Origin of the sequence: Burkholderia sp. RF7-non_BP4, from assembly GCF_001521935.1 — a bacterium.
Lineage (GTDB): Bacteria > Pseudomonadota > Gammaproteobacteria > Burkholderiales > Burkholderiaceae > Burkholderia > Burkholderia diffusa.
Map to the genome: position 1 here is coordinate 128,413 of NZ_LOTA01000031.1, position 26,797 is coordinate 155,209.

At 67.9% G+C, this 26,797-nt stretch carries 30 protein-coding genes; 12 read left to right on the forward strand and 18 right to left on the reverse strand.

The features are described 5' to 3' along the window. Window positions 1–24: 24 nt before the first annotated feature. From WS49_RS12730 to WS49_RS12740, 3 genes are all read right to left on the reverse strand, one after another. On the reverse strand, window positions 25–495 hold the full coding sequence (locus WS49_RS12730; RefSeq protein ID WP_059528664.1) for a DUF2269 family protein: 471 nt from the start codon (window positions 493–495) through the stop codon (window positions 25–27). Further along, on the reverse strand, window positions 492–1,751 hold the full coding sequence (locus WS49_RS12735; protein ID WP_059528667.1) for an SDR family oxidoreductase: 1,260 nt from the start codon (window positions 1,749–1,751) through the stop codon (window positions 492–494). The genes WS49_RS12730 and WS49_RS12735 overlap by 4 nt, the downstream gene beginning before the upstream one ends. A gap of 143 nt (window positions 1,752–1,894) precedes the next feature. Further along, window positions 1,895–2,428: a GbsR/MarR family transcriptional regulator gene (locus WS49_RS12740; RefSeq protein WP_047902276.1), complete on the reverse strand. Its 534-nt coding sequence runs from the start codon at window positions 2,426–2,428 to the stop codon at window positions 1,895–1,897. Window positions 2,429–2,634: 206 nt separating this feature from the next. On the opposite strand from WS49_RS12740, the gene fabV reads away from it, so the two are divergent. After that, entirely contained in the window at window positions 2,635–3,837 is a 1,203-nt protein-coding gene (gene fabV, locus WS49_RS12745; protein ID WP_059467255.1) for an enoyl-ACP reductase FabV, read from the forward strand. 135 nt (window positions 3,838–3,972) lie between these two features. On the opposite strand, the gene WS49_RS12750 is transcribed toward fabV, so the two are convergent. Together WS49_RS12750 and WS49_RS12755 are read right to left on the reverse strand one after the other, a co-directional pair. Then, window positions 3,973–4,551, reverse strand: coding sequence for a hypothetical protein (locus WS49_RS12750; protein WP_059529105.1), 579 nt, complete (start codon window positions 4,549–4,551; stop codon window positions 3,973–3,975). A gap of 170 nt (window positions 4,552–4,721) precedes the next feature. Then, window positions 4,722–5,252, reverse strand: coding sequence for a GNAT family N-acetyltransferase (locus tag WS49_RS12755; RefSeq protein ID WP_059528670.1), 531 nt, complete (start codon window positions 5,250–5,252; stop codon window positions 4,722–4,724). Between the two features lie 200 nt (window positions 5,253–5,452). On the opposite strand from WS49_RS12755, the gene WS49_RS12760 reads away from it, so the two are divergent. The 3 genes from WS49_RS12760 (at window position 5,453) to WS49_RS12770 (ending at window position 6,875) form a co-directional block, all read left to right on the forward strand. Next, window positions 5,453–5,830, forward strand: a complete 378-nt coding sequence (locus WS49_RS12760; protein WP_059528673.1) for an ArsR/SmtB family transcription factor — start codon at window positions 5,453–5,455, stop codon at window positions 5,828–5,830. Next, window positions 5,793–6,278 (forward strand): SRPBCC family protein, encoded by a 486-nt coding sequence (locus tag WS49_RS12765; protein ID WP_059528676.1) that lies wholly within the window; start codon window positions 5,793–5,795, stop codon window positions 6,276–6,278. The genes WS49_RS12760 and WS49_RS12765 overlap by 38 nt, the downstream gene beginning before the upstream one ends. Before the next feature lie 120 nt (window positions 6,279–6,398). Further along, the gene (locus tag WS49_RS12770) at window positions 6,399–6,875 is read left to right on the forward strand and encodes an SRPBCC family protein (RefSeq protein ID WP_059528677.1); all 477 of its coding nucleotides are present in this window, start codon (window positions 6,399–6,401) and stop codon (window positions 6,873–6,875) included. A 24-nt stretch (window positions 6,876–6,899) separates the two neighbouring features. Here WS49_RS12770 and WS49_RS12775 read toward each other — a convergent pair whose 3' ends face one another. The 4 genes from WS49_RS12775 to WS49_RS12790 form a co-directional block, all read right to left on the reverse strand. After that, window positions 6,900–8,024 (reverse strand): amidohydrolase family protein, encoded by a 1,125-nt coding sequence (locus WS49_RS12775; protein ID WP_059528678.1) that lies wholly within the window; start codon window positions 8,022–8,024, stop codon window positions 6,900–6,902. Window position 8,025: 1 nt separating this feature from the next. After that, window positions 8,026–9,333, reverse strand: coding sequence for an MFS transporter (locus WS49_RS12780; protein WP_059528679.1), 1,308 nt, complete (start codon window positions 9,331–9,333; stop codon window positions 8,026–8,028). An 81-nt stretch (window positions 9,334–9,414) separates the two neighbouring features. After that, window positions 9,415–10,710 (reverse strand): CaiB/BaiF CoA transferase family protein, encoded by a 1,296-nt coding sequence (locus WS49_RS12785; protein ID WP_059528680.1) that lies wholly within the window; start codon window positions 10,708–10,710, stop codon window positions 9,415–9,417. Continuing rightward, window positions 10,707–11,693, reverse strand: a complete 987-nt coding sequence (locus tag WS49_RS12790; RefSeq protein WP_059528683.1) for a hydroxymethylglutaryl-CoA lyase — start codon at window positions 11,691–11,693, stop codon at window positions 10,707–10,709. Before WS49_RS12790 ends, WS49_RS12785 begins: the two co-directional genes overlap by 4 nt. Before the next feature lie 213 nt (window positions 11,694–11,906). On the opposite strand from WS49_RS12790, the gene WS49_RS12795 reads away from it, so the two are divergent. The 3 genes from WS49_RS12795 to WS49_RS12805 all read left to right on the forward strand — a co-directional run bounded on the left by WS49_RS12795 (window position 11,907) and on the right by WS49_RS12805 (window position 14,661). Continuing rightward, complete coding sequence (locus WS49_RS12795) at window positions 11,907–12,686, forward strand: IclR family transcriptional regulator (RefSeq protein ID WP_059528685.1); 780 nt, start codon at window positions 11,907–11,909, stop codon at window positions 12,684–12,686. A gap of 133 nt (window positions 12,687–12,819) precedes the next feature. Further along, a complete protein-coding gene (locus WS49_RS12800; RefSeq protein ID WP_059528688.1) occupies window positions 12,820–13,458 on the forward strand; it encodes a 2-hydroxychromene-2-carboxylate isomerase in 639 nt (212 codons plus the stop codon). A gap of 507 nt (window positions 13,459–13,965) precedes the next feature. Continuing rightward, a complete protein-coding gene (locus WS49_RS12805; protein WP_059528690.1) occupies window positions 13,966–14,661 on the forward strand; it encodes a phosphatase PAP2 family protein in 696 nt (231 codons plus the stop codon). Between the two features lie 136 nt (window positions 14,662–14,797). On the opposite strand, the gene WS49_RS12810 is transcribed toward WS49_RS12805, so the two are convergent. Continuing rightward, window positions 14,798–15,457, reverse strand: coding sequence for a glutathione S-transferase family protein (locus WS49_RS12810; RefSeq protein ID WP_059528692.1), 660 nt, complete (start codon window positions 15,455–15,457; stop codon window positions 14,798–14,800). Window positions 15,458–15,587: 130 nt separating this feature from the next. Next, window positions 15,588–16,658, reverse strand: a complete 1,071-nt coding sequence (locus tag WS49_RS12815; RefSeq protein WP_059528695.1) for an MBL fold metallo-hydrolase — start codon at window positions 16,656–16,658, stop codon at window positions 15,588–15,590. A 222-nt stretch (window positions 16,659–16,880) separates the two neighbouring features. Between WS49_RS12815 and WS49_RS12820 the strand changes: the two genes are divergently transcribed. Continuing rightward, entirely contained in the window at window positions 16,881–17,786 is a 906-nt protein-coding gene (locus WS49_RS12820; RefSeq protein ID WP_059528697.1) for an HTH-type transcriptional regulator ArgP, read from the forward strand. 159 nt (window positions 17,787–17,945) lie between these two features. Next, window positions 17,946–18,158 carry a DUF1059 domain-containing protein gene (locus WS49_RS12825; RefSeq protein ID WP_059528699.1) on the forward strand — a complete coding sequence of 71 codons (213 nt, stop codon included), beginning with the start codon at window positions 17,946–17,948 and terminating at the stop codon, window positions 18,156–18,158. 107 nt (window positions 18,159–18,265) lie between these two features. Here WS49_RS12825 and ltaE read toward each other — a convergent pair whose 3' ends face one another. After that, on the reverse strand, window positions 18,266–19,279 hold the full coding sequence (gene ltaE, locus WS49_RS12830) for a low-specificity L-threonine aldolase (protein WP_059528702.1): 1,014 nt from the start codon (window positions 19,277–19,279) through the stop codon (window positions 18,266–18,268). Between the two features lie 413 nt (window positions 19,280–19,692). Here ltaE and WS49_RS12835 point away from each other — a divergent pair, with 413 nt between their 5' ends. From WS49_RS12835 to WS49_RS12845, 3 genes are read left to right on the forward strand one after another with little or no spacing between them, the layout of a single operon-like run. Beyond that, entirely contained in the window at window positions 19,693–21,114 is a 1,422-nt protein-coding gene (locus WS49_RS12835; protein ID WP_059528704.1) for a cytochrome ubiquinol oxidase subunit I, read from the forward strand. A gap of 30 nt (window positions 21,115–21,144) precedes the next feature. Next, entirely contained in the window at window positions 21,145–22,152 is a 1,008-nt protein-coding gene (gene cydB, locus WS49_RS12840; protein ID WP_059528706.1) for a cytochrome d ubiquinol oxidase subunit II, read from the forward strand. Beyond that, the gene (locus WS49_RS12845) at window positions 22,124–22,303 is read left to right on the forward strand and encodes a hypothetical protein (RefSeq protein ID WP_059528709.1); all 180 of its coding nucleotides are present in this window, start codon (window positions 22,124–22,126) and stop codon (window positions 22,301–22,303) included. Before cydB ends, WS49_RS12845 begins: the two co-directional genes overlap by 29 nt. 20 nt (window positions 22,304–22,323) lie before the next feature. Here WS49_RS12845 and WS49_RS12850 read toward each other — a convergent pair whose 3' ends face one another. From WS49_RS12850 to WS49_RS12875, 6 genes are all read right to left on the reverse strand, one after another. Then, complete coding sequence (locus WS49_RS12850; protein ID WP_059528711.1) at window positions 22,324–22,611, reverse strand: helix-turn-helix domain-containing protein; 288 nt, start codon at window positions 22,609–22,611, stop codon at window positions 22,324–22,326. 14 nt (window positions 22,612–22,625) lie between these two features. Continuing rightward, a complete protein-coding gene (locus tag WS49_RS12855; RefSeq protein WP_059528713.1) occupies window positions 22,626–23,942 on the reverse strand; it encodes a type II toxin-antitoxin system HipA family toxin in 1,317 nt (438 codons plus the stop codon). 120 nt (window positions 23,943–24,062) lie between these two features. Continuing rightward, window positions 24,063–24,257, reverse strand: coding sequence for a YqaE/Pmp3 family membrane protein (locus WS49_RS12860; protein ID WP_059528716.1), 195 nt, complete (start codon window positions 24,255–24,257; stop codon window positions 24,063–24,065). A 77-nt stretch (window positions 24,258–24,334) separates the two neighbouring features. Then, on the reverse strand, window positions 24,335–24,790 hold the full coding sequence (locus WS49_RS12865; RefSeq protein WP_156437022.1) for a TIGR00725 family protein: 456 nt from the start codon (window positions 24,788–24,790) through the stop codon (window positions 24,335–24,337). A gap of 70 nt (window positions 24,791–24,860) precedes the next feature. Further along, window positions 24,861–25,676 (reverse strand): ABC transporter permease, encoded by an 816-nt coding sequence (locus tag WS49_RS12870; RefSeq protein WP_179949262.1) that lies wholly within the window; start codon window positions 25,674–25,676, stop codon window positions 24,861–24,863. Between the two features lie 25 nt (window positions 25,677–25,701). Beyond that, on the reverse strand, window positions 25,702–26,790 hold the full coding sequence (locus WS49_RS12875) for an extracellular solute-binding protein (RefSeq protein WP_059528723.1): 1,089 nt from the start codon (window positions 26,788–26,790) through the stop codon (window positions 25,702–25,704). Between the last annotated feature and the right edge of the window lie 7 nt (window positions 26,791–26,797).

The window sequence follows — 26,797 nt, forward strand, 5'->3', positions numbered from 1 at the left end:
CTTTCCCGTGCGCCGGCAACGCGCTTACATCGGCTTGACCACCATCAGGAAATACACGCTCAACATAGCGAAGAACGCCGGATAGCCGAGCAACTCCCAGCGCTTCGCATAACGCCAGTAGCGTGCCGGCAGCTCCGCATCGCCATTCGCATGCGCGAGCTTCGCCATCGCGGCCAGCTCGATCTGCAGCCACACGACCGGCAGCCAGCACGCGCCCGCGACCGCATACAGCACGATCGACGCCATGAGCCACGGCGTCGTCAACGGCCAGCCGGCCGTGTGCGCGAGCCACAGCCCGGACGCGGGCTGGAACAGCACGGCCGGCGTCGTGAACCACCAGTCCGCGCGCACCACGAGGCGCGACACGGCGGCGATCGCCGGCACCGAGCGCGTGCGGTTCGCGAAGAACAAGTAGAACGCGGTGCCGAAGCCCGTGCCGACCATCAGCACCGAGGACAGGATATGCAGCGTCTTGATCACGAGATAGATGTTCATGCGTGTTCTTCTTCTGAAAAAAGGATCAACAGGATCGCGAGAATCGGCACGTTCTTCAGCACGGGGCCGAACGGCTCGGCGAGCAGCCCGGGCATCGTGACCGCGATGACGGCCGAATACGCGACGATCAGCGCGCCTTGCGCGGCCCACAGACGGCGGGACGGCGCGGCGACGGTCGCCACGCCGAACGCGAAGTCCAGCGCGCATGCGCCGTAGAGCGCGATCAGCGCGGGCAGTCCGCTCAGGTGGACGCGGGCGAGCATCGCGAGGCTGTCGTGCCGCGGATGAATGAACGCGCTGACGATGGCCGTCCAGATCCAGACGATCGCGAGCGCGCCGAGCAGCAGCGGCCGCCGCCACATCGCGAGCGCATCGCCGCGCAGCGCGGCCGCGTTCGCGTTCGCGCCGATGAAATCCCGCAGGCCGAGCGGCGGCCGGCCGAGCACGGCCGCGAGCGCGGCGGGATCGCCGGTGTTGCCGCCGCGCAGCATCGTCCATGTGTCGCGGGTCAGCATCGCGCCCGGCATCGTGCCGAGCAGCGCGGCCGCCGCGCCGACCAGCGGGCCCGGCAGCGTCACGCGCGCCGCCGGCGGAAAGCCCAGCGCGGCGCGATAGACGCTCAACATCTCGCGATACTCGACTTCATCGCCGCCGACCGCGTCGATGACGGCGCGGCCGGCCGCCGGCGCATCGACGAGCCGCGCGACGAGTTCGGCGAGATCGTCGACGTGCACGGGGCGCAGCCGCTGATGGCCGCCCGCAGGTAACACGTGCACGGGCAGGCTCGCGAGCATCCGGAAGAACCGGGCGGACGTGCCGGCGGTGCCGTAGACGAGCGCCGGACGCACGATCCGGTAATCGAGCGGCAGCGTCTGCAGGAAGGTGTCGGCCGCGTACTTGCTGGCGAAATACGGCGTGTCGCCGCGCTCGACGCCCAGCGCCGAGATCTGGATCACGCGTCGCACGCGGGCACGGCAGCATGCGGTGAAGAGCGCGCAGGGCGCCGCGCGATGCACGGTGTCGAACGTCTCGTCACGCCGGCCGGCGAGGATCCCGACCGCATTGATCACCACGTCGACGCCATCCAGCCGGGCGAGCCACGCGTCGGCATCGACATCCTTCGCGAAGTCGATCGCGACGTCGTGCGGGCCGACCGCATGCCGCACGCCGCGCAGCACGCGATGGCCGCCGGCCTCGAGCCGCGCGCCCAGCGCCCGCCCGATGAAGCCGTTCGCGCCGCAGACGAGGATGTTCATGTCGCGCTCCGCGATGCTCGATGCCGGCGGATCGACAGCGCGATTTCGTTCATTGTTTCATCCTCTATATACAGTTATTTCTGTAATGACAGAAATACAGATTCCAAAAAAAGCGGGCTGCGTGCCCGCATGTCCGGTGCCGCCTACTTCGACGACTTGCGCCTGACCGTCTGGCTGATCTTCGCGCCGATCCCGAGCGCCTTCATCAGCGTGTCGGGCTTGAGCCGCAGCATCTCGTCCGACCAGGTCGTGAGCGTCTCGACGAACTGCAGCGTGTCGCGAATGCGCTGTTCGGTTTCGCGGCTCTCGTTGGCGATCTCGGGGCTCGTCAGGCAATCGCGCAGCACCGTGAGCGTCGGTTCGATCTCGCGCTGCCGCCGCCCTTCGACGATCAGCTTGAACAGTTCCCAGATGTCGGTCGACGTCTCGAAGTGGTCGCGGCGATCGCCCAGCACGTGCACGACCTTCGCGAGCCGCCACGCCTGCAGTTCCTTCAGGCTCGTGCTGACGTTGGAGCGCGCGACGTTGAGCGTCTCGGCGATCTCGTCGGCCGCGACCGGCCTTCCGGCCAGGTACAGCAGCGCATGAATCTGCGAGACGGTGCGGTTGACGCCCCACCGCGAGCCCATTTCGCCCCAGTGGAGAATGAATCGTTCGGCAATCGGTGTGAGTTCCATGTCCGGAAATTTAGTTTTTTTCAGTTATTTCTGTCAAGAGAGAAATAACTGGCGGCGACGTCAATCGCCGCCCTCGATGATCCGACCCCGGGCCACCGCGAATGCCACCGCCGCCCGCCTTTCCCGCCCTGACCGCCCGCTTCCATTACAATGCGCGGGATTTTTCCGATTTCAGGCCGTCCGCGCCTTTCTGACTAGAGGTTTTCATGATCATCAAACCGCGCGTGCGTGGCTTCATCTGCGTGACGACACATCCGGTCGGCTGCGAAGCCAACGTCAAGGAACAGATCGACTACGTGACTTCGCACGGCCCGATCGCCAACGGCCCGAAGAAGGTGCTCGTGATCGGCGCGTCGACGGGCTACGGCCTCGCCGCCCGGATCTCGGCCGCGTTCGGCTCGGGCGCGGACACGCTGGGCGTGTTCTTCGAGCGTGCCGGCAGCGAAACGAAGCCGGGCACCGCCGGCTGGTACAACAGCGCCGCGTTCGAGAAATTCGCCGCGGAAAAGGGGCTCTATGCGCGCAGCATCAACGGCGACGCATTCTCCGACAAGGTCAAGCAGATCACGATCGACACCATCAAGCAGGATCTCGGCAAGGTCGACCTGGTCGTCTACAGCCTCGCGGCACCGCGCCGCACGCATCCGAAGACGGGCGAAACGATCAGCTCGACGCTGAAGCCGGTCGGCAAGTCGGTCACGTTCCGCGGCCTCGACACCGACAAGGAAGTGATCCGCGAAGTCTCGCTCGAGCCGGCGACGCAGGAAGAGATCGACGGCACCGTCGCCGTGATGGGCGGCGAGGACTGGCAGATGTGGATCGACGCGCTCGCTGAAGCCGGCGTGCTGGCCGACGGCGCGAAGACGACCGCGTTCACGTATCTCGGCGAGCAGATCACGCACGACATCTACTGGAACGGCTCGATCGGCGAAGCGAAGAAGGATCTCGACAAGAAGGTGCTGTCGATCCGCGACAAGCTCGCCGCGCACGGCGGCGATGCCCGCGTGTCGGTGCTGAAGGCCGTCGTCACGCAGGCGAGCTCGGCGATCCCGATGATGCCGCTCTACCTGTCGCTGCTGTTCAAGGTGATGAAGGAAAAGGGCACGCACGAAGGCTGCATCGAGCAGGTGTACGGGCTCCTGAAGGACAGCATGTACGGCGCGACGCCGCACATCGACGACGAAGGCCGCCTGCGCGCGGACTACAAGGAGCTCGATCCGCAAGTGCAGGCCAAGGTCGTCGCCATGTGGGACAAGGTGACGAACGAGAATCTGTACGAGATGACCGACTTCGCCGGCTACAAGACCGAGTTCCTGCGCCTGTTCGGCTTCGAGATCGCCGGCGTCGACTACGACGCGGACGTGAACCCGGACGTGAAGATCCCGGGCATCATCGACACCACGGTCTGACGACCGGGCCCGCCGCGCACGACGCGCGGCGACGGGCTGACTCTCCAGGGGCGAAGCACAAGCGGCGTCGCCCCCTCTTCACACATCCGCCGACAACGCGGTTCGCGCTCGCCCGCCGTGCGCGCGCGTCCCGCGCTATTCCACCGCCCTTGCGGCATCCCACATCGGCTTTCCGCCCAGCGCCGCATGCCACGCGCCGAAACGCGCGCGCCACGACTCGAACGGCTCCGTCAGCGGATGACGCGGATCGTCGCTGAGCGCGTACGCCATCCCCTCGATCAGCCAGCGCGGCTTGGTCGCGACCGCGAGGTTGCCGAGCACTTCGGCCTGACGGTGATGAATCAGTTCGTGCGCGAGAAAGTAGGTCTGCCAGCCGCGCGGCGCGATGACCACGCCGAAATCCCCCAGCGTCAGTGCCGCGCGTTCGCCGAGACCGAACTTGTCGGCACACTCGCGCGTCGAGCAGAACACGACGCGCGGGGCCTCGCGAAACGCGCCCACGGCCGCCGCCGCGCGCGCATAACCGTCGCGATAGAGCTGCTGCGCTGCGCTGAACGTCGAGGCATCGTCCGTGCAGATGTCCGCGCTGGGGCACGACACGCCGGGAAGCAGCGCGGGCGCGACGACGCGCAGCGGCTTGACGAGCGCGTAGGCGGCAATCGGCACCGCGACCAGCAGGCCCGTGAGGGCGAAGGCGACATGGGAGCGTTTCATCGAGGCGGCGATTCCTTCCGTTGGCATGGTCGTGGCGTGTTCCAGCACGAATATATCGGAGCGGCGCCGTCGCCGGCCGGATTTTCGTGTCCGCCCGGCGTCCTGCCCGCGGCCCGCTCCGCCGCAAGGCACGCCGATCGCGAACCGGCTTGCGATCGCATCCAGCCCGGTTACGCGAGCTGCTTGTGAAAATACGTCGTCGCGCACAATGCGCCGTCGGGCATCAGCGCGAAGTTCGGCACGACGCCGACGCGCTGCCAGCCGGCCCGCTCGTACAGACGCTCGGCATCGCCGCCCGTCACCGTGTCGAGCACGAGCACGGTCTTGCCGGCATCGCGCGCGGCTTCGTCGGCAGCCGTCATCAGCCGCGCCGCGATCCCCTGCCGGCGTGCATGACGGGACACGAGCATCTTCGCGATGTCCGCGCGATGCGGCTGGTTCTCCGGCTGCGCGGTCACGACCTGGACGGTGCCGACGATCCGGCCGGCGGCGTCCTCGGCCACCAGCAGGATGCGCTCGCCGCTCGCGACGCCGTCGGCGACGCGCGTCCAGAACGCCACGGCGGTCGAGCGCTCGATCGGCAACATGAAGCTGACGGACGCGCCACCCTCGACGCAATCGATCAGCACATCGGCCAGCGCGTCGATGCACGCATGCGCTTCGCCCGCATCGAGGCGGCGCACGGTCACGGGTTCGGTCATACCCTCTCCGGTATGTCAGGTGGGGCACGCGTTCGGTCGGCGTGCGCCCGGATCGAATGGAATGCCGGCGTGCGGTCAATGCATGCGCAACGGCGGCCGGCCGGTGTCGGGCAACACGGCGCCCAGCCCGATCGGCGCGCGTTCCCGCCCCATCATGCTACGCGATGAAAAATCCCGCTGCATCGCCTATGCTTAGCCACATGGCTAACTTTCAACCCGGCATCAGCGACGTATTCCACGCCCTCGCCGATCCGACACGCTGCGCGATCGTCGGCGCGCTCGGCAATGGCGGGCGAACCGTTTCGGAACTGGCCGCGCCGTTCGGCATGGCGCTGCCGTCGTTCATGAAGCATCTCGCGGTGCTCGAGCGCAGCGGCCTCGTCACGACCCGGAAAACCGGCCGCTCGCGCACCTGCGAGCTGGTCGGCAGCCGGCTGGCGGAAGCCGAACAGTGGCTTGCCGCGCAGCGCGCGCAGTGGGAAGCGCGCTCCGATCGCCTCGTGGCATTCGTCGAACGCCGTCACCAGGAGGAGCAAGCGCATGTCAACCAGCCACGTCGACCCCGCCGAAGCCCATGACCTCGTCATCACGCGCACGCTGCGCGCGCCGCGCCAGGCACTCTGGCGCGCATGGACCGACCCGGAATTGCTGAAGGAATGGTGGTGCCCGAAACCGTGGACCACCGAAGTGCGCGCGTTCGACCTGCGCCCGGGCGGCGCCTTCCACACGTTCATGCGCGGCCCCGACGGCGGCACGAGCGACAACCCCGGCTGCTTCCTCGAAATCGTGCCGGAAGCGCGAATCGCATTCACGTCGATGCTCACGGGCGGCTGGCGGCCGCAGGTGCCGTGGCTGGGCTTCACGGCCGTCATCACGATGGCCGACGACCCCGCCGGCTGCCGCTACGAAGCGCGCGTGATGCATCCTGATGCCGCGACGCGCGAGCGCCACGAGGCCCTCGGCTTTTTCGAGGGCTGGAACATCTGCATCACGCAGCTCGACGAATTCGCGGCCGCGTTGCGCTGAATGCGGCCGCATGCGCGGGCCATTGCATGCGGCCTCGCGCGCGCCTAGGATTCCTGAAGGAAGCATGACGACACGCCGGCATCCGGCGTGCACCGTCGTGCGCGTTCCGCGGGAGGCCACATGCTGCACATGCACACGCATTCGACCCGGGTCAGCCGGCACCTGAACGCGCCGCGCGGGCGCGTCTATCGCGCGCTGCTCGATCCGCACGCCGTCGAACAATGGAAGGTGCCCGACGGCATGACGTGCCGCGTGCACGCATACGACACGCGCGAAGGCGGCGCGCTGCGCGTGTCGCTGAGCTACGACGAACCGTCGGACGGCACCGGCAAGACCACCGCGCACACCGACACCTATCACGGCCGCTTCGTGACGCTCGTGCCGGACCAGCAGATCGTCGAAATCGACGTATTCGAAACCGACGATCCGATGCTGCGCGGCGCGATGACGGTCACGATCACGCTGTCCGACGAAGCAGGCGGCACACGCGTCGATGCAGTGCACGACGGTGTGCCGCCCGGCGTGCCGGCCGCCGACAACGAGGCCGGCTGGCAAATGGCGCTCGCCCGGCTGGCCGCGCTGGTCGAGACGGGCTAGCCCGAGGCGACCACGCAATACGCGTCAGCCGAGCCGGTACGCGTGCGTGACGGTCCCGCGGAACAGCGCATCGCGCTCGCTCGGGCTCGCGTGCGCGGTCAGCCGCTTGAACGCGTTCCAGCCGTTCACGTACGAATACGAGCCCTTGTCGACCGGGAAATTGCTCTCGAACATGCAGCGCTCGGCGCCGAACGCCTCGATGCACGTGAGCATCCACGGCTTCCATGCGTCGGCGAGCTGTTCGGACGACGGCGGCCGCGCGCCCTTCTCGAACTCGAAGCCATTGATCCGCATGCCGAGGCCGCCAACCTTCACGAATACGTTCGGCAGCCGCGCCAGTTCGCGCATCGACGCAGACCATCGCTTGAACACTTCCGGCCGCTGGTCCGCATAGCTCGCGATCCGCACGACGCCGCCGCAGTGATTGACGACGATCCGCGTGTCGGGGTTCGCCTTCGCCAGATCGAACAGCTCGGGCAATTGAGGAAAGAACAGCCACGCGTCGTACGACAGTCCGAGCGGCGCGAGCTGCGCGACGCCGGCGCGGTACGCGGGATCGAGCAACAGCCCGCGCGGCACCGCCGACAACGGGTTGGCGAGCGACGGATCGGCATCCCAGGTCGTCAGGTGTCGAATGCCGCGAAAGCGTCCGCGACCGGCGTCGACATGCGCTTCGAGCACGTCGTGCACGCGCTCGCCGAGCCGCAGGTCGGCATGCCCGACGATGCCTTTCGCGACGGCCGGACCGCTCCGTTGCAGCGGCGCCGTCACGCCGGCGACGTAGGCCGTCTCGCCGACCGGCTTCAGTTCGGCCGGCCCCGCGTCGCGATAGCGCGTCAGCGCCTGCATGTAGACGGATGCCTGGACGTTGTGGCCGGATCGCGCATCCTGCAGATAGTCGTCGAGCATGTAGATCCAGCCCGGCCGCTCGTAGAAGTGATGGTGCGCATCGACGATCGGCAGACCGGGGTCGAGTGCGGGTTCGAGCGCGGATGCGAGCCAGTCGTTGCGCACCGCGAGGTAGTTGCCTTGGGTCGTCATGCGGGAAGGTCCGTGTTGGGCCGGCGCGCGCGTATTGACGCACCCGGGCAGCGTGAGCGAGGCGGCGGCCGCACCGAGCAACCGGCGTCGTTTGATCGAAATGGTCATGTCATTCGCTCCGGTCGAATGCATACAGCGACAGCGTGAGCAGCGTCGTGATCGCCAGGACGATCGCAAGGCCGAGCATCCCGGCCGTGAAGGTGCCGAAGCTGTCCTTCAGGTAGCCGACGAGATACGGGCCCGCGAATCCGCCGAGCGCGCCGATCGAATTGATCAGCGCCAGCCCGCCGGCCGCGGCCTGGCCGGACAGGAAGCGCGAAGGCAGCGTATAGAAGATCGTGCGTCCGGCGATCGTGCCGATCAGCGCGAGCGTGATGCCGACGAGCGCGGGCCCGAGCGTCAGGAAATGGGTCGACACGCCGAGCGCCACCGCGCCGATGAACAATCCGATCGCCAGGTTCGCGACCGGGCCGCCGCGCCGGTCCACCCGCTTCGCCCACCACAGCAACGCGATCGTCGCGAAGAAGTACGGCACCGCGGACAGCCAGCCGGTCTGCATCGTGGACATCCCGTGCGCCTTCAGCATTTGCGGCAGCCAGATGCCGATGCCGTACGAGCCCATCGTGAAGCCGAACGAGATCAGCGCGAGCACGTAGACGCGCACGTCACGCAGCGCGACGCCGAAGCGCTTCTTGCGGCCGGCGGCGGCGCCGTCGCGCTCGAACGCGCGCTGCAGCGCGGCACGCTCGTCGTCCGACAGCCACGCGGCCGTGGCCGGGGAATCCGACAGCAGCCTCAGGACGAGAAAGCCGAGCGCGCACGCGGGCAGCCCTTCGACGATGAACATCCACTTCCAACCCGCGAGGCCCAGCGCACCGTCGAGCTGCAGCAGCCAGGTCGACAGCGGGCCGCCGATCAGCGACGACAGCGGTGTCGACACGGTAAACCAGGCAAGCACGCGCGTGCGGTAACTCGCCGGAAACCACACCGCGAGGAAGAAGATCACGCCCGGAAAGAACCCGGCCTCGCCGATGCCGAGCAGCAGCCGGATCGCATAAAAACTCGTCGGCCCCGTCGCGAGCGCGGTCGCCGCCGCCATCAGCCCCCACGTGATCATGATGCGCGCGAGCCAGCGCCGCGCACCGAAGCGGTACAGCGCGAGATTGCTCGGCACTTCGAACGCGCAATAGCCCGCGAACATGATCCCCGCGCCCCAGCCGAACTGCGTCGCGGTCAGGCCGAGATCGCGGTTCATCGTCAGCGCGGCGAACCCGACGCTCGTGCGGTCCAGGTAGTTGAAGAAGTACGCGAGCGCGAGCAGCGGAATGAAGCGCCATGCGGCCTTGCGCACGGCCCGTTGCTCGATCGACGCGTCGGTTTCGTGATCGGCGTCCAGCGCCGGGGAAGCGGATGTCATGGTTGTCTCCGTGGATGCGGCACTCCGCGCCCGCGCGATCGCGGGCGGGATGCGTTGTTCGTTCGTTGGGTCGCGGCGGCGCTACGCGCTCGCCACTTCGTTCGGCGAAGGCGTGTCGGCCGGCACACCCGGCGGTTGGCCGTCCGCGCACTGCGCGTGCCGCCCGGCGACGACGCCGGCTTCGATCAGCGCCCGCGCCTCGTCCGGCGTATAGCCAAGCTCGCCGAGCAGCGCGCACGTGTCCTGACCGAGCGCGGGCGGCGCCGAACGCAGCCGCAAGCGCTCGCCCGCGAGCGTGAGCGGCAGCAGCGCGGTATGCGTGTCGACCGGCCGGCCGGCGCTGCTCGCGTCGGCCGGCAGCGTCACGGCTTCGAGCCCGCCCGTCGCGAGCAGGTGAGGATCGTCGAACAGGTCCTGCGGCTTCGTGATCGGCGCATACGGCAGGCCGATCGACTCGAAGATCGCGCCGATCTCCTCAGCCGAATGCACGGCGAGCCGCGCACGCAGTTCGGGCAGCAGCCACTCGCGGGCCTGCACGCGCAGGTTGTTGGTCGCGAGGCGCGCGTCGTCCTTCAGTGCGGCGAAACCGAACGCGTCGCAGAACAGCGCCCACTGCGTATCGGACACCACCGCAAGAAAAATTTGTTCGTTGTCCTTGACGGCAAACACGTCGTAGACGGCCCACGCGGAAATGCGACTCGGCATCGGCGACGCGGCCTGCCCCGTCACCGCGAACTGCATCATGTGCTGCGCGACGAGAAACACGTTGTTCTCGAACAGCGCGCTCTGCACCTGCTGGCCGCGGCCGGTGCGTTCGCGCTGCGCGAGCGCGGCCATCGCGCCGATCGCGCCGAACATCCCGCCCATGATGTCGTTCACGCTCGAGCCCGCGCGCAACGGCCGGCCTTCGGGGCCTGTCATGTAGGCGAGACCGCCCATCATCTGCACCACTTCGTCGAGCGCGGTGCGATGTTCGTACGGCCCCGGCAGGAAGCCCTTGTGCGACACGTACACCACGCGTGGATTCAGCGACGACAGCGCCGGATAACCGAGACCGAGCCGATCCATCGTGCCGCTCTTGAAGTTCTCGCTGAAGACGTCCGCCGTCGCGACGAGCCGCCGCACGATCTCCAGACCGCGCGGATCCTTCACGTCGACCGCGAGACTCTTCTTGTTGCGGTTGAACATCCCGAAGAAGCCCGCGCCGGAACCGCGCAGCGCACGCGTGCTGTCGCCCGCGATCGGCTCGATCTTGATGACTTCCGCGCCGAGATCCGCGAGCAGCATGCCGCAGGTCGGGCCCATCACCATGTGCGTCATCTCGATCACGCGCACGCCTTCGTACGGCAGCGGCGAAGCCGGTTGGCGATCGTTCATTGCGCAACTCCCGTCACGCAGCCTTCCGGCTGGGCCGCCGCCGGCGCACGGCCGTCCGCGTATCGGAACCCCTTCGGCAGCCCCGCGTCCGGCACGTGGCCATACAGCGGCTCCCCGGGCAGCGCCGCGTGCAGGATCGCGCGCGCGGCGAGCAGCGCGTCGGCATCGACGCCCGTGTCGACGCCCATCGACTCCAGCAGGAACACGAGATCCTCGGTGACGATGTTGCCGGTCGCGCCCGGCGCATACGGGCAGCCGCCAAGACCGCCCTGGCTCGCGTCGATCGTCGTCACGCCGGCGTCGAGCGCCGCGACGACATTGGCGAGCCCCTGCCCGCGCGTGTTGTGGAAGTGCGCGCCGCCGGCCTTGTCGCCGACTTCGCGCTGCAAGCGCACGAACAGCCGGCGCACCTGCGCCGGATTCGCGTAGCCGCTCGTGTCGGACAGACCGATCTCGTCGACCCCGCATTCGGCCATCGCGGCCGCCATCGCGATCGTCTCGTCGTCGGAGACCGCGCCGGCGATCGTGCAACCGAACGCGACCGACACGCCGGCCTCGATCTGCACCGACGGAAACCGCGCATCGCGCAGCGCGACGATCGCGCGCACCTCGTCGATCATCTGCGCCGGCGTCTTGCGGATGTTCGCCAGCGAGTGCGCTTCGGTCACCGATACCGGCAGCGTCAACTTGTGGATCCCCGTCTCGAACGCGCTTTCGGCGCCGCGCAGGTTCGGCGCGAGCGCGGCGACGTGCAGCCCCGGAATCGTCAGCGCATGCGCGACGACCGCCTGCACGTCGGCCATCTGCGGCAACAGCCGCGCGGGCACGAACGACCCGACCTCGATCTCGCGCAGACCGGCCGCGGCGAGCGCGGTGATCCAGCGCAACTTGTCGGCCGTCTGCATCACGGCCTTGATGCTCTGCAGGCCGTCTCGCGGCCCGACCTCGCTGACCAGCACCTTCGAATACCCGGCAACGCTCATTCGACACCTCATAGTTCTATCCAAAAGAACATCGTTCTGTTTGACGGAACTTTAGAGGCGCGTCGAATCGGCTGTAAGCGGGGTATACCCGTGAAATTGCGATTTTTTGGAACTTGAGTTCTGTCAGACAGAACGATATAGTCGATCGACCGTTACCCAAAGGAACCACGCGCCGTGCCCCCGACCTCGACTTCCGCAGATCACACCGACGAAATGCCCGACGCGTCGGCCGAAGCCTCCAGCGGCGTCGCCGTCCTGGATCGCGCGTTCGCGATCCTCCACGCTTTCGGGCAAACCGACGACCGGCTGTCGCTCGCGGAACTGTCGCGCCGCACCGGGCTGTACAAGAGCACGATCCTGCGCCTGCTCGCCGCGCTGGAGCACGGCGGCTTCGTGCGCAAGCTCGACGACGGCCAGTACGCGGTCGGACACGAGCCGTTGCGGCTTGCCGCGCTGTATCAGCGCTCGTTCCGGGTCGGCCCGGTCGTCGAACCGTTGCTCGAGACGCTGAGCCGCGAACTCGGCGAGACGGCATCGTTCTACGTGCGCCATGGCGACATGCGCTCGGTGCTCTATCGCGTCGAACCCACGCGCACGGTGCGCGTGTCGATCCGGGTCGGCGAGGAGTTTCCGGTTCACCAGGGGGCGTCGGGGAAGGTGCTGCTCGCGTTCACCGAGCCGCACGATGCGCGCTGGAACGACGTGCGCGAACAGTTGTGGGCTGCGTCGTACGGCGAGCGCGACCCGGAAACCGCGTCGGCCTCCGTGCCGGTGTTCGGCGCGGCCGGCGACTGCGTCGGCGCGCTGACGGTGTCCGGTCCGATATCGCGGCTGGCCGCCGCGCCGGCGATGGCCGCGGCGCTCGCGATGTTGTTGCCGCTCGCGCAGAAGGCGACGGTCGCGCTCGGTGGCGCGGGCGCGCGCTACGATGCGCAAGCCGTGCGCGACAGTCTCGCCCGATTCGCGATACCGGACAGCCCTGCCCAGCCATAGCCGGCCGCGCGCATGCGGCGACGAGGCAGCGCAAAAGGCGGCCGCATGCGACACTGGCCGTCGACGCATGCGGCACGCCGCCCGTCGGCGCCGCACATGCAACCGCCGTCCGGACACGCAAGGGAACCCCACGATGAACACCGCGCGCACCGCCACCTGGTATTTCGATTTCGTTTCGCCGTTCGCGTATCTGCAACAGGAACGGTTCGACGAATTGCCGCCTGCCGCCGCATACGAGCCGAAACCGATCGTGCTCGGCGCGCTGCTCACGCACTGGGGCCAGAAAGCGCCGGCCGAGATCGCCGCGAAGCGCATCTTCACCTATCGCCACGCGCAATACCGGGCCGACAAGCTCGGCATCCCGTTCCGGATGCCGCCCGCGCATCCGTTCAACCCGATCCGGCCGCTGCGTCTCGCGATCGCGATGGGCAACACGCCCGATGCGATCCGGCGAATCTTCCGGCACATCTGGCGCGACGGCCAGGACGTGTCGACGCCGGACGGCTTCGCCGCGCTGTGCGAGGCGGTCGGCTTTCCGGAAGGCGTGACGGCCGTCGAGGCTCAACCGGTGAAGGACGCGTTGCGCGCGAACACCGATCAGGCGATCGCGCACGGCGTGTTCGGCGTGCCGACCTTCGAGCTCGACGGCGACCTGTTCTGGGGCGACGATGCGACCGACATGTTCGTCGACTGCGCGACGTCCCGCGCGTGGCTCGACTCGCCCGAAGTGCGCCGCATCAGCGCGCTGCCGGAAGGCATCCGGCGCGGCTGACGGCACGCACGACGACGCGCAGCGGCACGGCTTCGCGTCATCGCGACGAAGTCCGCGAGCAGCACCTGGCGCAAGCGCCGTTGGCAAATGCGAAGCGGGCAGGCCCACACGGCCTGCCCGCCTTTTCTTTTTATTTTTATTTTCGTTCGGTGCTGCGCGGCCCGGCGCGGCACGGGAGATCCGCGCGAGACGCGATGCGCATTCGGTCATCCGATGCAAGATCCTCGGTGACCTGCCGAATTGTCCAGTTCAACGGATTATTTTCGACGATGCGCAGCGAATGCGCGCGCAACCGTCAGATGATTCGACATGACCGCGCCGCACGGTCGCCTCCAATCCGGCCCCATCGGAAAATCGCGTTTTCTCAGGGGAATCCCGGTATTTTTTCCCATTTTCTTCGAAATTACCGGTGACATACTTGCCCCCCATTGCGCTCCGGTGCGAGCGCGCTTCCTGATCCCCGCCGGTCGCGTGTCATGTGCTGCGTGTCCGCCGGGGTCGCAGAACATGAATAATTTCGACACCACGATCCAGGTCTTCCTCACCCACATCTCGTTCGGACCGCTGATGAACCACGCGATCCGCGTGATCGCCGGCCTCTATACGTTCAAGGGCTTCATCCTCATCCCCGTGCTGTGCTGGCTGTGGTTCCAGCCGGGACCGGAACGCGAACGGCAACGCGAACTGGTCATCGCGACGGTCGCGAGCGGGCTCGTCGCGCTCGCGTTCGGCCGGCTGCTCGCGAAAGTCCTGCCGTTCCGCGTGCGGCCGATCTACAACCCCGATCTGCATCTGCACTTCCCGTCCGAGGAGCTGCGTGCGGCCACGCTGCAGGCCTGGAGTTCCTTTCCGAGCGATCACGCGATGCTGTGGATGGCGATCGCGACCGGCATCTTCATCATCGCGCGCCGCGCCGGCGTGCTCGCGCTGCTGTACGCGGTCGTGTTCATCTGCGTGCCGCGCGCGTATCTCGGCTATCACTATCCGACCGACCTGATCGCCGGCGCCGCGATCGGCATCGCGATCGCGTGGCTGCTGACGCGCGATGCGGTCCGATCGCGCTTCGCGCCGCAGGTGCTGGAGGCGATCCGGCGCTTTCCCGCACCGGCCTATACGCTCGCGTTCCTGCTGTGCTTCGAGCTGATCACGCAGTTCGACGAACTGCTGACGCTCGCGCAGTCGGTCAAGCACACGACGATGTAACGGGACGGCGCCGCGATGCATCCGCTGCTGTCGTCACGACGCCCCGGCACGCGCTGCCGGCCCTGCGCGGCGGCATCGCGCACCGCGCGCGCCGCCGGTCAGGTCGTCGCCGCGCCGGCAACCGCGGCCGCGCTCGTCAGTCGCGATCGGGCGCGCCGAGCGGGAAGAACGCACGATACGGCCGCGCCTCGTCGACCGCACGCGCAAACGACGGCCGCGCAAGCAGCCGCTTGCGATACGCGATCACGTTCGCGAACGACGGGTCGATCCGGTGCGTCCAGTCCGCATAGAACAGGAACGGCGCCGCGCCGCAGTCGGCGAGGCTGAAGCGGTCGCCGGCCGCCCATTCGCGATCGGCCATCGTTCGATCCAGCCATGCGTACGACGTTTCGAGCATCGCGCGCGCATCGGCGACGCCCCGCGCATCGCGCTCGTGCGGCGGCCGCAGCGCATCGAACACGACCTTCTGCTGCGGCGTCGACACATAGTTGTCGAAGAAACGATCCATCGTCCGCACTTCCAGCGCCGCGCGCCGGTCCTCGGGCACCAGCCGCACGGGCCCCGGATGATAGAGATCGAGATACTCGACGATGATCGTCGCCTCGATCACGGTGCGGCCCGCGTCGACGAGCACCGGAAAGCGCTTCAGCGGCCACAGCGCGGCCAGTTCCTGCATCGGCTTCGGATCGTCGTGTGCGAGCACGCGGTACGCGAACGGCGTGCCGTTCTCGTACAGCGCGGTCAGCGCCTTCTGGCAATAGGAGGAAAAGGGATGGGCGTATAGCGTCGGCATCATCGCGAGGTCTCTCAGGGTTTCGGCGCCGCGTCATGCGGCGCCACGTGATCGGATACCTTGACGACGAACGGCGCCAGGCCGATTCGACATCGGACCGATCGATTTTTTTTGCTCCGCGCGCACCGCGCCGCTACGAGCGGCCGTCCATCACGACGCGGCCTTCGCCGCGCCAGCGCAGCATCCCGCCGCCGAGGTTCGCGACGGCATCGAAACCGGCTTTCAGCAGAATCACGGTCGCCTGCGCGGAGCGGCCGCCCGCGCGGCATACGGTCACGATCGGCCGGTCGCGCGCAAGCTCGCCGGTGCGCGCGGCCAGTTCGCCGAGCGGAATCGGCGTCGCGCCGGGCAGATGGCCGAGCGGGCCGGTGAATTCGTCCGGCTCGCGCACGTCGACCACCTGTACCGCCGACAGGTGATCCTCGAGCCACTGCGGATCGATTTCCCAGAACCCGGCGAACGTATAGACGAGCGGCGCCCAGTCGGGCGCCGCCTGCACGTCGGGCGCGTTCGCGGCAACGCCGCACTGCAGGTTCGCCGGCACCGCGACGTCGATCTGGCGCGGATGCGCGAGCCCGAGATTGCGCATGTAGCCCGCGAAATCGTCCTCGCTGAGATCGCCGCCGAGGCGCGGATTGAAGCGCCGCTCCTCGCCGACGCTCGTCACCGTCAACCCGCGATAGTCGTGTGCGGGGTACAGCAGGCATGCGGCCGGCAGCGTGAAGAGCCGACCGTGGACCGCCCGATACAGCGCGCGCGGGTCGCCCTGCTGGAAATCGGTGCGGCCGGTGCCGCGAATCAGCAGGCAGTCGCCGGTGAACGCCATCGATTCGTCGTCGAGCACGAGGCTGATGCAGCCGCTCGTATGGCCCGGTGTCGCGCGCACGGTCAGGTAGCGCGTGCCGAATGCGCAGCGATCGCCGTCGTTCAGGTAGCGGTCGGCGCCCTGCGCGCCGCTCGCGGCCGAAATCGCGATCGCGCTGCCGGTGCGCTGCTTCAGCAGCCACGCACCCGTCACGTGATCGGCGTGCACGTGCGTATCGATGGTGGCGACGAGCCGCAGTCCGAGCTCGTCGAGCAGCGCCGCATCGCGGCGCACCTGCTCGAACACGGGATCGATCAGCAGCGCCTCGCCCGATGCGCGGTCGGCGAGCAGGTACGTGTAGGTCGACGATTGCGGGTCGAAGAGTTGCCGGAAGATCATGGCGAAGTCGCTCCGTCGGCTGGGCGTGTCGGTTGGATGGAGGGTGCGGGTCGGACAACCCGCCCCGCGTGTATCGCCGGCGCGCGGGGCGCACGTTCATACAGCGTAGTTCAAAACACGCGCGCCACCGGCGGCGAGACGTCATGCCGCGCCCGGAGCGTCGCGCGCGCTGCCTTACACTACCGCCTGTTCTCGTCTTACGTTCACAGGAATTGCGCCGACATGTCGATGACGATCGATCCGAAGCAGGCCGCCGCGCTGCTGGCCGTCGCCGACACCGGCAGCTTCGAGCAGGCCGCCGTGCGCCTGCACGTGACCGCGTCCGCCGTCACGCAGCGCGTGCGCGCGCTGGAGGCGAGCCTCGGCACGCCGCTCGTGCTGCGCGCGCGGCCATGCCGGCCGACGGTGGCCGGACAGCGCGTGCTGCAGCACCTGCGCCGCGTCGCGCTGCTGCAGGCCGACCTGCAGAGCACGCTCGCGGCCGAACGCGAATCGCCGATCTCCGTCACGATCGCGCTGAACTCCGACAGCCTCGGCACCTGGTTCCTGCCCGCCCTGACGTCGGTGCTCGCGGGCGAGCGCATCCTGTTCGAGCTGATCGTCGAAGACCAGGATCACACGTTCGCGTTGCTCGAAAGCGGGATGGCCGTCGGTTGCGTGACGACCGAGCCGAAACCGATGCGCGGCTGCGTCGCGACGCCGCTCGGCACGATGCGCTACCGCCTGCTCGCGGCCGCCGCGTTCGCGGTGCGCTGGTTTCCGCGCGGGCTGAACCGCACGAGCGCGCGCCATGCGCCCGTCGTCGCGTATTCGCGGCGCGACACGCTGCAGTCCACGTTCCTGAAGGAGAAATTCGGGTTGCCCCAAGGCGCGTATCCGTGCCATTACGTGCCGGGCACGCACGCGCATTTCGCGGCGGTGCGGCACGGGCTCGGCTACGCGATGGTGCCGGAGCCGCTGATCGGCGGCGCGCCGCTCGACGCGCAGGGGCTCGTCGATCTCGCGCCCATGCATCCGACCGATATCGCGCTGTACTGGCACGCATGGACCGTGCAGTCGCCGACGATGGCGTCGCTGTCCGCGCGGGTGGTCGAAGCGGCGCGCCGGCTGCTCGCGCCGCTGCCGTGACCCGCGGGCGACCGACGTCGCCAGCGCGGCACGCGGTGCGGTACGTGTGACGGCGAGCAACCGCGCCGCGCCGCCTATACTTTTTTCATCGGCCTCGCGAACGCGCCGCGCGGCCGATCAAGCACACCCGGCCGTTCCCTGTCCGGTGAGGAGAACATCATGTCCCGCCGCTATATCGACTGCCGCGAGTTTCCCAGCGCGATGCACTGCTCGATCGCGATTTCCGCCGACTCCGACAACGAGCTACTGGAGGCCGCCGTGCAGCACGCGGTCTCGGTGCACCAGCACACCGACAGCGCCGAACTTCGCACGCAGCTGAAAGCGCTGTTCCGCGACGGCACGCCGCCCGCCGACATGCCCCGGCAAGCGTAATCCGCCAGCACGCCAGATATCGACAGACGGGCGGCACTACCGCCACGTCGCCGCCCCACTCCCGCTTCGCGCCGCGCCGGCGCCTCCGCCGGCCGGCGCACGCCGCCTTACGCGCGCCGCTGCGCGAAATACGCGCCGACCGCGTCGATGAAGGTATCGATGTCCGCGCGCGACACGTCGCAATGCGTAACGAAGCGCGACGCGTACAGCATCTGCGTGAGGATTCCGCGTTCCTTGAGCCACGCCTCGAGCGGCGCGCAATCGGCTTCGGGGAATTGCGCGAACACCATGTTCGTCGCATGCGACAGCACCTTCACCGGCTCGATGCGCGCGAGGCCCGCGGCGAGATGCGCAGCGTTCGCGTGATCGTCGGCCAGCCGTTCGACGTTGTGGTCGAGCGCATAGAGACAAGCCGCCGCGAGAATGCCCGACTGGCGCATCCCGCCGCCCAGCACCTTGCGCCAGCGCTGCGCGCGCTCGACCAGCGCGCGATTGCCGACCAGCACCGAACCGACCGGCGCGCCGAGCCCTTTCGAGAAGCAGATCGACACGGTATCGAACGGCGCACACAGTTCCGCGATCGGACGGCCGGACGCAACGGCCGCATTGCACACGCGCGCGCCGTCGAGGTGCGTGGCCAGCCCGCGGGCACGCGCGAGCGCGACGGCTTCCTGGACATAGCCGTCCGGCAACACCTGGCCGCCGATCGTGTTTTCGAGCGCGAGCAGGCGCGTGCGGGCGAAGTGATTGTCGAGCGGCTTGATCGCGGCGGCGATCTTCGCGAGCGGCAGCGTGCCGTCGGGCGCGTTCTCGATCGGCTGCGGCTGGATGCTGCCGAGCACGGCCGCACCGCCGCCTTCGTACTTGTACGTGTGCGCGAGCTGCCCGACGATGTATTCGTCGCCGCGTTCGCAATGGGCCATCAGCGCGGCCAGATTGCTCTGCGTGCCGCTCGGGAAGAACAGGCCGGCTTCCTTGCCGGCCCGCTCGGCCGTCACCGCCTGCAGACGCAGCACGGTCGGGTCGTCGCCCCAAACGTCGTCGCCGACTTCGGCGGCAGTCATCGCGGCCAGCATCGCCTGGCTCGGACGTGTCACGGTATCGCTGCGCAAATCGATCATCTTCGTGCCCTGAGTGAATGCGGACCGGAACCGATGCGCCCGGCCCTGCCGAAACGAGACTCAGAGTGTACGCAATTCGCGCAGCGCTTGCCGATGCATCGCACCGCCCGATCCGGGCACGACCGGCACGGCGCACACACTCCGCGCCGGCGCGTCGTTCCCGTGATGCGACGCGCCATATTGCCGCACATGCGGCAGACCGCCACGCTGCCGGCACTCGCGGCGCGCGTCGCGATCTTGATACGAATCAACGATTTATCCCGAAACCGCCCGTGAAGGGCTGGACATCTGCGACGAGTTGGCGCATTTCGCGGCGCAACATCGCGGCACATACTCCAGCCAACCCCGATGCCCCGTCGGCCGGGGTCCGCCGGCACCCCGCCGGCGGGTATCGTCAGCTTCGGTCAACTGGTATGGACACCGCTTTTTCGGCCCTCGATCTGGCCCGCCTGCAATTCGCGTTCACCGTCTCCTTTCACATCGTCTTCCCGGCGCTGAGCATCGGCCTCGCCAGCTTCATCGCCGTGCTCGAATATCGCTGGCTGAAGACCGGCAAGCAGTATTACAAAACCCTCTGCCTGTTCTGGTCGAAGATCTTCGCCGTCGCGTTCGGGATGGGCGTCGTCTCCGGCGTGGTGATGAGCTATCAGTTCGGCACGAACTGGTCGGGCTTTTCGAGCTTCGCCGGCGCCGTCACCGGGCCGCTGCTGATGTACGAGGTGATGACCGCGTTCTTCCTCGAAGCCGGCTTCCTCGGCATCATGCTGTTCGGCTGGAATCGCGTCAGCCCGCGCGCGCACTTCGGCGCGACGCTGATGGTCGCGATCGGCACGCTGATCTCGACGTTCTGGATCCTCGCGTCGAACAGCTGGATGCAGACGCCGCAGGGTTTCGAGATCGTCGACGGCCGCGTCGTGCCGACCGACTGGTTCGCGATCATCTTCAACCCGTCGTTCCCGTACCGCCTGTTCCACATGGCGATCGCCGCGTTCATCGTCGCCGCGCTGGTCGTGGCCGCGACGGGTGCATGGCACCTGCTGAAGGGCCGCCGCGACAAGGGCGTGAAGAAGATGTTCTCGATGGCGCTGTGGCTGCTGCTGGTGCTCGCGCCGCTGCAGGCCGTGATCGGCGACCAGCACGGCATCAACACGCTGAAGCACCAGCCGGCGAAGATCGCCGCGATCGAAGGGCTGTGGGAGACCGAAAAGGGCGGCACGGCGCTCAACCTGTTCGGCATTCCGGACATGAAGGCCGAAACGACCCGCTACGCGGTGAAGGTGCCGCACCTCGGCAGCCTGATCCTCACGCACAGCTGGGACGGCGAGATCCGCGGGCTCAAGGACTTCCCGCCCGAAGACCGCCCGAATTCGACGGTCGTGTTCTGGAGCTTCCGGATCATGGTCGGCCTCGGCTTCGCGATGATCGGTCTCGCCGCGCTCGCCTGGCTGCTGCGCCGCCGCGGCGGCCTGTATGAATCGAAGTGGTTCCAGCGCTTCGCGCTCGTGATGGGCCCGACCGGCTTCGTGTCGCTGCTCGCGGGCTGGGTGACGACCGAAGCGGGCCGCCAGCCGTGGGTCGTCTATGGCGTGATGCGCACCGCGCAGGCCGTGTCGCCGCTGTCGGTGCAGCAGGTCAGCCTGTCGATGATGACGTTCGTGATCGTGTATTTCCTCGTGTTCGGCACCGGCGTGTACTACATGCTGAAGCTGATGAAGGCCGGCCCCGCGCTGCCCGACGTCGGGCACGACGCACACCACGGCGAGCCCGACACGCGCCCCGACCACACCGCGCGCCGCCCGATGTCGGCCGTCGACGAGCTGATCGAGACCGTCTGAGCCCCTTCATATTCGCAAACGAGAAAACCTATGGACGTCACCGTAATCTGGGCCGCGATCATCGCATTGGGCCTCTTCATGTACGTCGTGCTCGACGGCTTCGACCTCGGCATCGGCATCGTCTTCCCGTTCTTCCCGGACGAGAAGGAACGCGACCTGATGATGAACACCGTCGCGCCCGTGTGGGACGGCAACGAGACGTGGCTCGTACTCGGCGGCGCCGGGCTGTTCGCGGTGTTCCCGATCGTCTATTCGACGGTGCTGTCGGCGCTGTACCTGCCGCTGATCTTCATGCTGGTGTGCCTGATCTTCCGCGGCGTGTCGTTCGAGATCCGCGCGAAGGCGCGGCGCACGAAGCAGCTGTGGGACCTCGCGTTCATCGGCGGCTCGGCCGGCGCGACGCTGTTCCAGGGGATCGCGCTCGGCGCGTTCCTGCAGGGCATCGACGTGAAGGACGGCGTGTTCGCGGGCGGCGCGTTCGACTGGCTCACGCCGTTCAGCCTGCTGACCGGCCTCGGCCTGCTCGTGACCTATGCGCTGCTCGGCTGCTGCTGGCTCGTCGCGAAGACGGAAGGCGACCTGCAGCGGCGCCTCCATCGCGTCGTGTGGCCGCTGACGGTCGTGCTGCTCGGCTTCATCGCGGTCGTCAGCCTGTGGACGCCGCTGCAGGACCCGGCCATCGCGCAGCGCTGGTTCGATTCGGGGCTGTTCTGGCGCCTGCTGCCGGTGCCGTTCCTGGTCGCCGGGTGCGCGGTATGGATGCGTCGCGCGGTGCGCGACCGGCACGACATGACGCCGTTCGTGCTGGCGCTGGCGCTCGTGCTGCTCGGCTACGTCGGCCTGCTCGTCACGATGTTCCCGTATGCGATTCCGCAGACGATGACGATCTGGGAAGCCGCGGCACCGCGTTCGAGCCAGACCTTCACGCTCGTCGGCGCGGCGGTTATCCTCCCGATCATCATCGCCTACACGACGATGGGTTACTGGGTATTCCGAGGCAAGGTGCGCCATGAAGACCAGCATTACTACCACCACTGATTCCGCCGCTCGCCAGCCCGACGCGCCGCGGATGCGGATGCGCGGCTGGATGTGGTTCGTCGTGTTGTGGGCGGGCGGCGTGCTCGGCGCCGTCACGCTCGGCTATGCGTTCAAGATCTTCATGAACCTGACGCTGTTCGCGGTGAAGTAACGTCCCGCCCGCCGCGTACGTCATTGCGGCACCCGCCGCACGACGCCGAGTTTCAGTCCGAGCATGCCGAATATGCGGTTCATCGTTTGTACCGTCCCGTCGCTGCGGCCCTGCTCGATATCCTGGATTGTCTTCGTCGACACGCCGGCGAGCTTCGCCATCTCTGCGCTCGTCAGCCGCATCGTCTGCTTCAGATGACGCACGGATTCGCGCAGCGACCACTCGGGATGCGCGAGAACGTCCTCGATCGCTTGCCGACGCAACGCGAGCTGATCGGGAAGCGACATCGCGTTATAGCGTTTGTCCATCGTGTCGCCTCCGCCTAGCGCAGTGCATCCAGTTCGCGGGCGAGCCGCTCGATGCCCGGTTTCAGGAAAGCATGCACATCGTGCTCCAGGCCGAGATCGACGCCCTGATCTGCGATCTCCGCCAAGCGCGGCGCCATTGCCTGCAGCCGTGCCCGCAATGCGTCGCGATCGAGCGCGGCATGCGCCTCCCCCGCCTGCGGCTCGCTCGCCCGAACGACCGCATCGAGTACCCGCGCCCAGTCCGGCCGCCCCCCGTCGTTGCCTTCCCAGCGGATGCGCCGTGCAATGCCGTCGGGATGCAGATGCATCGGCGCGAAGTCGTAAAGCGGCGTCAACGCGACGCGTCCATCGAAGTCGCGTTGCAATGCGGTGTTCCGTGCATGATTGTCCTTGTTGCCCAACGCAAGATTCGCGACGTCGCGGCACAGATACTCGGCCACCTCGGTTTGAGGGTCGGTGCATCGGCGCACGAGATGCCCGCACACCTCGTCGTGACTCGGCACGACGCCGAAGCCGGCTTTGCCGGTCAGTGACGCAATGCTTTCCTGAGCGAACCTGACGACGCGGCCATCGACGCGCGCGCGGTCGAACCGCGGGATGAATAGCGACCGATCGCGCAGCGTCAGCGCCGCATGCACGCGCAACCCAAGCCGCTGAGCCAATGCCATGTAGGGCGCTTCGTGACGAAGGATCTGTGCCAGACGCTCGTTCGCGCCGCGTCCGAACTTGACGATATAGTGCTCGGCCGCGTGCGCGTCCGGGAGCGTGTGATCGAGATAGAGCAGGCCATCGTCGGCACGGGTCAGCAGGAGTTTCGGCCACTCGCCCTGCACCCCCGAGGAGCCCGCGACAAAGAATCCGTGTTCGGCGAGATATTCGCTGAATGCGTCTCCGCGCGCGGCAACGTCGTCGTCAGTAAAACCTTGTCGCGGCCCCTGGCGCTCGGCAAGCCACTGCGCGGCTTCCTTGACGCGCAGATTGCCGATCGAGTTGCCTGCCCCCGCGAGCAGCAACGGCCAGTCGGCACGTTCCTCCGCCGTTTCCGGCAGATCGAGGCGACGCAACAGTTCCTGACGGCCGAAGCCTTGCGGCAACAAATCGATCAGGAAAATCGGCCAGTGGGGCGTCATCAGGGGCTCGAGATCGACCGGAAAGCCGCACGCCATCGCATGCGCATCGCGGGCGAATTGATGCCGGACGACCCATTCGACGTCGTAACCCGTATAGGCGCGACTGCGCCAGCCCTGGTCAGGCTCGCCGAAAAGGGTGACGACGCCGATGTCGTGCCAAATACCGTCGGCGTGAAGCTGGATCGTGCAGGAGGCGCTCATTTCAGCAGAAATCTATATAAATCATGCCGTTCATCGTAGCTGAATTATATAAATTTCTACCGAAATAGGAAGCGAGCCCTTGAACGCCAGAAGCAGCGGTCGAAGGGAAACGCCCGTCGCCTACCCCCGCTCGCGCAGCGCCGCCTCGATCTTGCGATCGGTCTTGTACTGGCTCAGCGCATACACCGACCAGATCGCGGCCGGCAGCCAGCCGATGATCGTGAGCTGCAGGATCAGGCAGATGACGCCGGCAATCGGGCGGCCGATCGTGAAGAACTGGAACCACGGCAGCAAGAGGGCAAGCAGCAGACGCATCGGATTTCCTTTTCACATCGTTGACGAACACCGTACGCGGCCAATATGGCGCGTCATGCGCCCCATTTCAAGTCGCGCTACGCCGAGGCGGACAGCCATCGCGCAACACGCGCGACGAGCGGGTCTGCTTCGTCGAAACGCTCGACGCCCGCCACCTGCGGCGCGTCGCAGATCCCGAACACCGGCTTGCCCCATTGCAGCCCCAGCGCGATTTCCGACAGCGTGCCGAGCCCGCCGCCGACCGCGATCAGGCACACGGACGCGCGCGCGATCAGCGCATTGCGCGTGATGCCGAGCCCGGTCGGCAGCGCGACGGTCAGATACGGATTCGCGTCCCGCGCGTCATCCTCGGGCAGCAGCCCGATCGCGCATCCGCCCGCGGCCCGCGCGCCGCGCGCGGCGGCCTCCATCACGCCCTGCTTGCCGCCGCCGACGATCGCGAGGCCCGTCGCCGCGATCCCGTGCGCGATCCGCTCGGCGACGGCGAGCTGCGCGTGCGTCGCGTCGCGCGGCCCGATCACGCCGACCGGCATCCGATGCCGTTGCGCGCCGCGCTGTCGCTGCGCGAGTTGCGCCAGCGCGTCGCGCGTGTCGTTCGACCATTCAATGACGTCGTTGCCGTGCAAGTCCTTCCCCCAGTGCAAGAACGCAGGTGCAAAGCGCCGTCAGCACGATCGACAGCACGGCGGCCTGCGAGAAATCGGTCTGTCCGTCGGACAGCTTCAGATACATCAGCAGCGGCAGGATGTTGACCTGCGTGCCGGCCAGCGCGAGCGCCGTGCCGTACGTGCCGAGCGCGATCGCAGCCACGAGGCACCACGCGGACGCGATCGACGGCCACAACTCGCGCCACGCGACGTCGAACCACGCGCGCCACGGCCGCGCGCCGAGCGTCAGCGCCGCCTCGAGCGGCCGCCGGTCGAGATTCGCGAGCGCCGGGTAAAGCATCAGCGTGACGCGCGGGATCAGGTAATACGCATAGGCGAACGCGAGCCCCGGCATCGAGTAGATCGCGCCGCCGACCACGGTCGGGTCCGCGCCGAGCGACGCCAGCAGCATCGTGACGAAACCGGCGCGGCCGAACACGAGGATGAAGCCGTACGCGATCACGAGGCCGGAGAAGGCGAGCGGCACGCCGAGCAGCGCCAGCGACCAGCGGCGCCGCGCCGGCGACTGTCCGGCCAGCACGAACGCGACCGGCACGCCGACGGCGACGGACAGCGTGCCGGCGCCGATCGCGAGCGCCAGCGAATGCACGATCGCGTCGGCGACGAGCGGATCGCCGAACACCGCGGCGAACGCGCGGCCGCCGCCGTCGAACGCGGCGCCGACGAGCGCGCCGAGCGGCAGCACGAAGCACACCGCGAACAGCGCGGCCGCCGGCGTCGCGCCGTAGCGGCGCAGGACGCCATCCCGCATGGACGAAACCCGCATCGCGCGCCCCTTACTTGCCGAGCGTGGCCTGCGACCAGAGCTGGTCGACTTCGGCCTTGTGCGTCGCGGCCTTCGCGACGTCCAGCGGACGCACCTGCGGCGCGTTCGGCAGCTTCGCGGCGACATCCTGCGCGACCGGCGTGCCGGGCACGGCCGGGCGCACGTAGCCCTGCGCGAACAGCCCCTGCCCGACGTCGCTCATCACGAGGTTGAGCCACAACTGCGCGGCGGCCGGATTCGGTCCATTCTTCACGAGACTCATCGCATACGGCGCCGATACGCTGCCGTCCTGCGGAATCACGACTTCGGCCGCATCGCCCATGCCGTCCGTGTACTTGGCCTTGAGCCCGTCGTTCTCGTAGCCGATCAGGATCGGAATCTCGCCCTTGACGAATTTCGCGTACGGCGTCGTCCCCTCGACGCGCAGCACGTTGCCCGCCTGCTTCAGCTTGCCGAAGAACTCCGCGCCCGGCTTCGGGTTGTCGACGCTGCCGCCGTTCGCATACGCGGCGGCGAACACGGCGACCTGCCCCTGCCCGGTCGAGCGCGGGTCGAGATAGACGACCGCATTGCGATATTCGGGTTTCAGCAGGTCGGACCAGCGCTGCGGCACGTTCTTCACGAGCTTCTTGTTGACGAGCAACGCGATGTTCAGCGAGTGCACCGCGAACCAGCGGCCGTCGGCCGCGCGAAACACCGCGGGCAGCTTGTCGAAATTGACCGGCTTGAACGGCGCGACGACGTCCTTGGCCGTCGCATCGAGCGCCGACGCCGCGAAGTAGTAGGCCGTGTCGGCCTGCGGGCGACGTCGCGACTTGTCGAGCGCGACGACCGTGGCCGCCGATCCGATGTCGTTGTACGTGATCTCGACCTTCGGGTACCGCTTGCGGAATTCGGCGAACAGCGACTTCCAGTTCGCCCACTCCGGGCCCGTGTCGAACGACACGACGAGCCCTTCGTCGGCGGCCTTCTCGTACAGCGCATCCTCGCCCGGATACAGCGGCGCGGCATGGGCCAGCGCCGGCGCGAGGGTCGCGAACGCGCAGAGCGCCAGCAGGCGGCGGCGCGTCGCATGAAGAATGTGGCGGCGTGCGGACATCGTGATT

Coding starts and splice junctions, on each gene's coding strand:
- WS49_RS12730 (WP_059528664.1), bottom strand. CDS start 495: ATGAACATCTATCTCGTGATCAAGACGCTGCATATCCTGTCCTCGGTG.
- WS49_RS12735 (WP_059528667.1), bottom strand. CDS start 1,751: ATGAACATCCTCGTCTGCGGCGCGAACGGCTTCATCGGGCGGGCGCTG.
- WS49_RS12740 (WP_047902276.1), bottom strand. CDS start 2,428: ATGGAACTCACACCGATTGCCGAACGATTCATTCTCCACTGGGGCGAA.
- fabV (WP_059467255.1), top strand. CDS start 2,635: ATGATCATCAAACCGCGCGTGCGTGGCTTCATCTGCGTGACGACACAT.
- WS49_RS12750 (WP_059529105.1), bottom strand. CDS start 4,551: ATGAAACGCTCCCATGTCGCCTTCGCCCTCACGGGCCTGCTGGTCGCG.
- WS49_RS12755 (WP_059528670.1), bottom strand. CDS start 5,252: ATGACCGAACCCGTGACCGTGCGCCGCCTCGATGCGGGCGAAGCGCAT.
- WS49_RS12760 (WP_059528673.1), top strand. CDS start 5,453: ATGGCTAACTTTCAACCCGGCATCAGCGACGTATTCCACGCCCTCGCC.
- WS49_RS12765 (WP_059528676.1), top strand. CDS start 5,793: ATGTCAACCAGCCACGTCGACCCCGCCGAAGCCCATGACCTCGTCATC.
- WS49_RS12770 (WP_059528677.1), top strand. CDS start 6,399: ATGCTGCACATGCACACGCATTCGACCCGGGTCAGCCGGCACCTGAAC.
- WS49_RS12775 (WP_059528678.1), bottom strand. CDS start 8,024: ATGACCATTTCGATCAAACGACGCCGGTTGCTCGGTGCGGCCGCCGCC.
- WS49_RS12780 (WP_059528679.1), bottom strand. CDS start 9,333: ATGACATCCGCTTCCCCGGCGCTGGACGCCGATCACGAAACCGACGCG.
- WS49_RS12785 (WP_059528680.1), bottom strand. CDS start 10,710: ATGAACGATCGCCAACCGGCTTCGCCGCTGCCGTACGAAGGCGTGCGC.
- WS49_RS12790 (WP_059528683.1), bottom strand. CDS start 11,693: ATGAGCGTTGCCGGGTATTCGAAGGTGCTGGTCAGCGAGGTCGGGCCG.
- WS49_RS12795 (WP_059528685.1), top strand. CDS start 11,907: ATGCCCGACGCGTCGGCCGAAGCCTCCAGCGGCGTCGCCGTCCTGGAT.
- WS49_RS12800 (WP_059528688.1), top strand. CDS start 12,820: ATGAACACCGCGCGCACCGCCACCTGGTATTTCGATTTCGTTTCGCCG.
- WS49_RS12805 (WP_059528690.1), top strand. CDS start 13,966: ATGAATAATTTCGACACCACGATCCAGGTCTTCCTCACCCACATCTCG.
- WS49_RS12810 (WP_059528692.1), bottom strand. CDS start 15,457: ATGATGCCGACGCTATACGCCCATCCCTTTTCCTCCTATTGCCAGAAG.
- WS49_RS12815 (WP_059528695.1), bottom strand. CDS start 16,658: ATGATCTTCCGGCAACTCTTCGACCCGCAATCGTCGACCTACACGTAC.
- WS49_RS12820 (WP_059528697.1), top strand. CDS start 16,881: ATGTCGATGACGATCGATCCGAAGCAGGCCGCCGCGCTGCTGGCCGTC.
- WS49_RS12825 (WP_059528699.1), top strand. CDS start 17,946: ATGTCCCGCCGCTATATCGACTGCCGCGAGTTTCCCAGCGCGATGCAC.
- ltaE (WP_059528702.1), bottom strand. CDS start 19,279: ATGATCGATTTGCGCAGCGATACCGTGACACGTCCGAGCCAGGCGATG.
- WS49_RS12835 (WP_059528704.1), top strand. CDS start 19,693: ATGGACACCGCTTTTTCGGCCCTCGATCTGGCCCGCCTGCAATTCGCG.
- cydB (WP_059528706.1), top strand. CDS start 21,145: ATGGACGTCACCGTAATCTGGGCCGCGATCATCGCATTGGGCCTCTTC.
- WS49_RS12845 (WP_059528709.1), top strand. CDS start 22,124: ATGAAGACCAGCATTACTACCACCACTGATTCCGCCGCTCGCCAGCCC.
- WS49_RS12850 (WP_059528711.1), bottom strand. CDS start 22,611: ATGGACAAACGCTATAACGCGATGTCGCTTCCCGATCAGCTCGCGTTG.
- WS49_RS12855 (WP_059528713.1), bottom strand. CDS start 23,942: ATGAGCGCCTCCTGCACGATCCAGCTTCACGCCGACGGTATTTGGCAC.
- WS49_RS12860 (WP_059528716.1), bottom strand. CDS start 24,257: ATGCGTCTGCTGCTTGCCCTCTTGCTGCCGTGGTTCCAGTTCTTCACG.
- WS49_RS12865 (WP_156437022.1), bottom strand. CDS start 24,790: ATGCCGGTCGGCGTGATCGGGCCGCGCGACGCGACGCACGCGCAGCTC.
- WS49_RS12870 (WP_179949262.1), bottom strand. CDS start 25,676: ATGCGGGATGGCGTCCTGCGCCGCTACGGCGCGACGCCGGCGGCCGCG.
- WS49_RS12875 (WP_059528723.1), bottom strand. CDS start 26,790: ATGTCCGCACGCCGCCACATTCTTCATGCGACGCGCCGCCGCCTGCTG.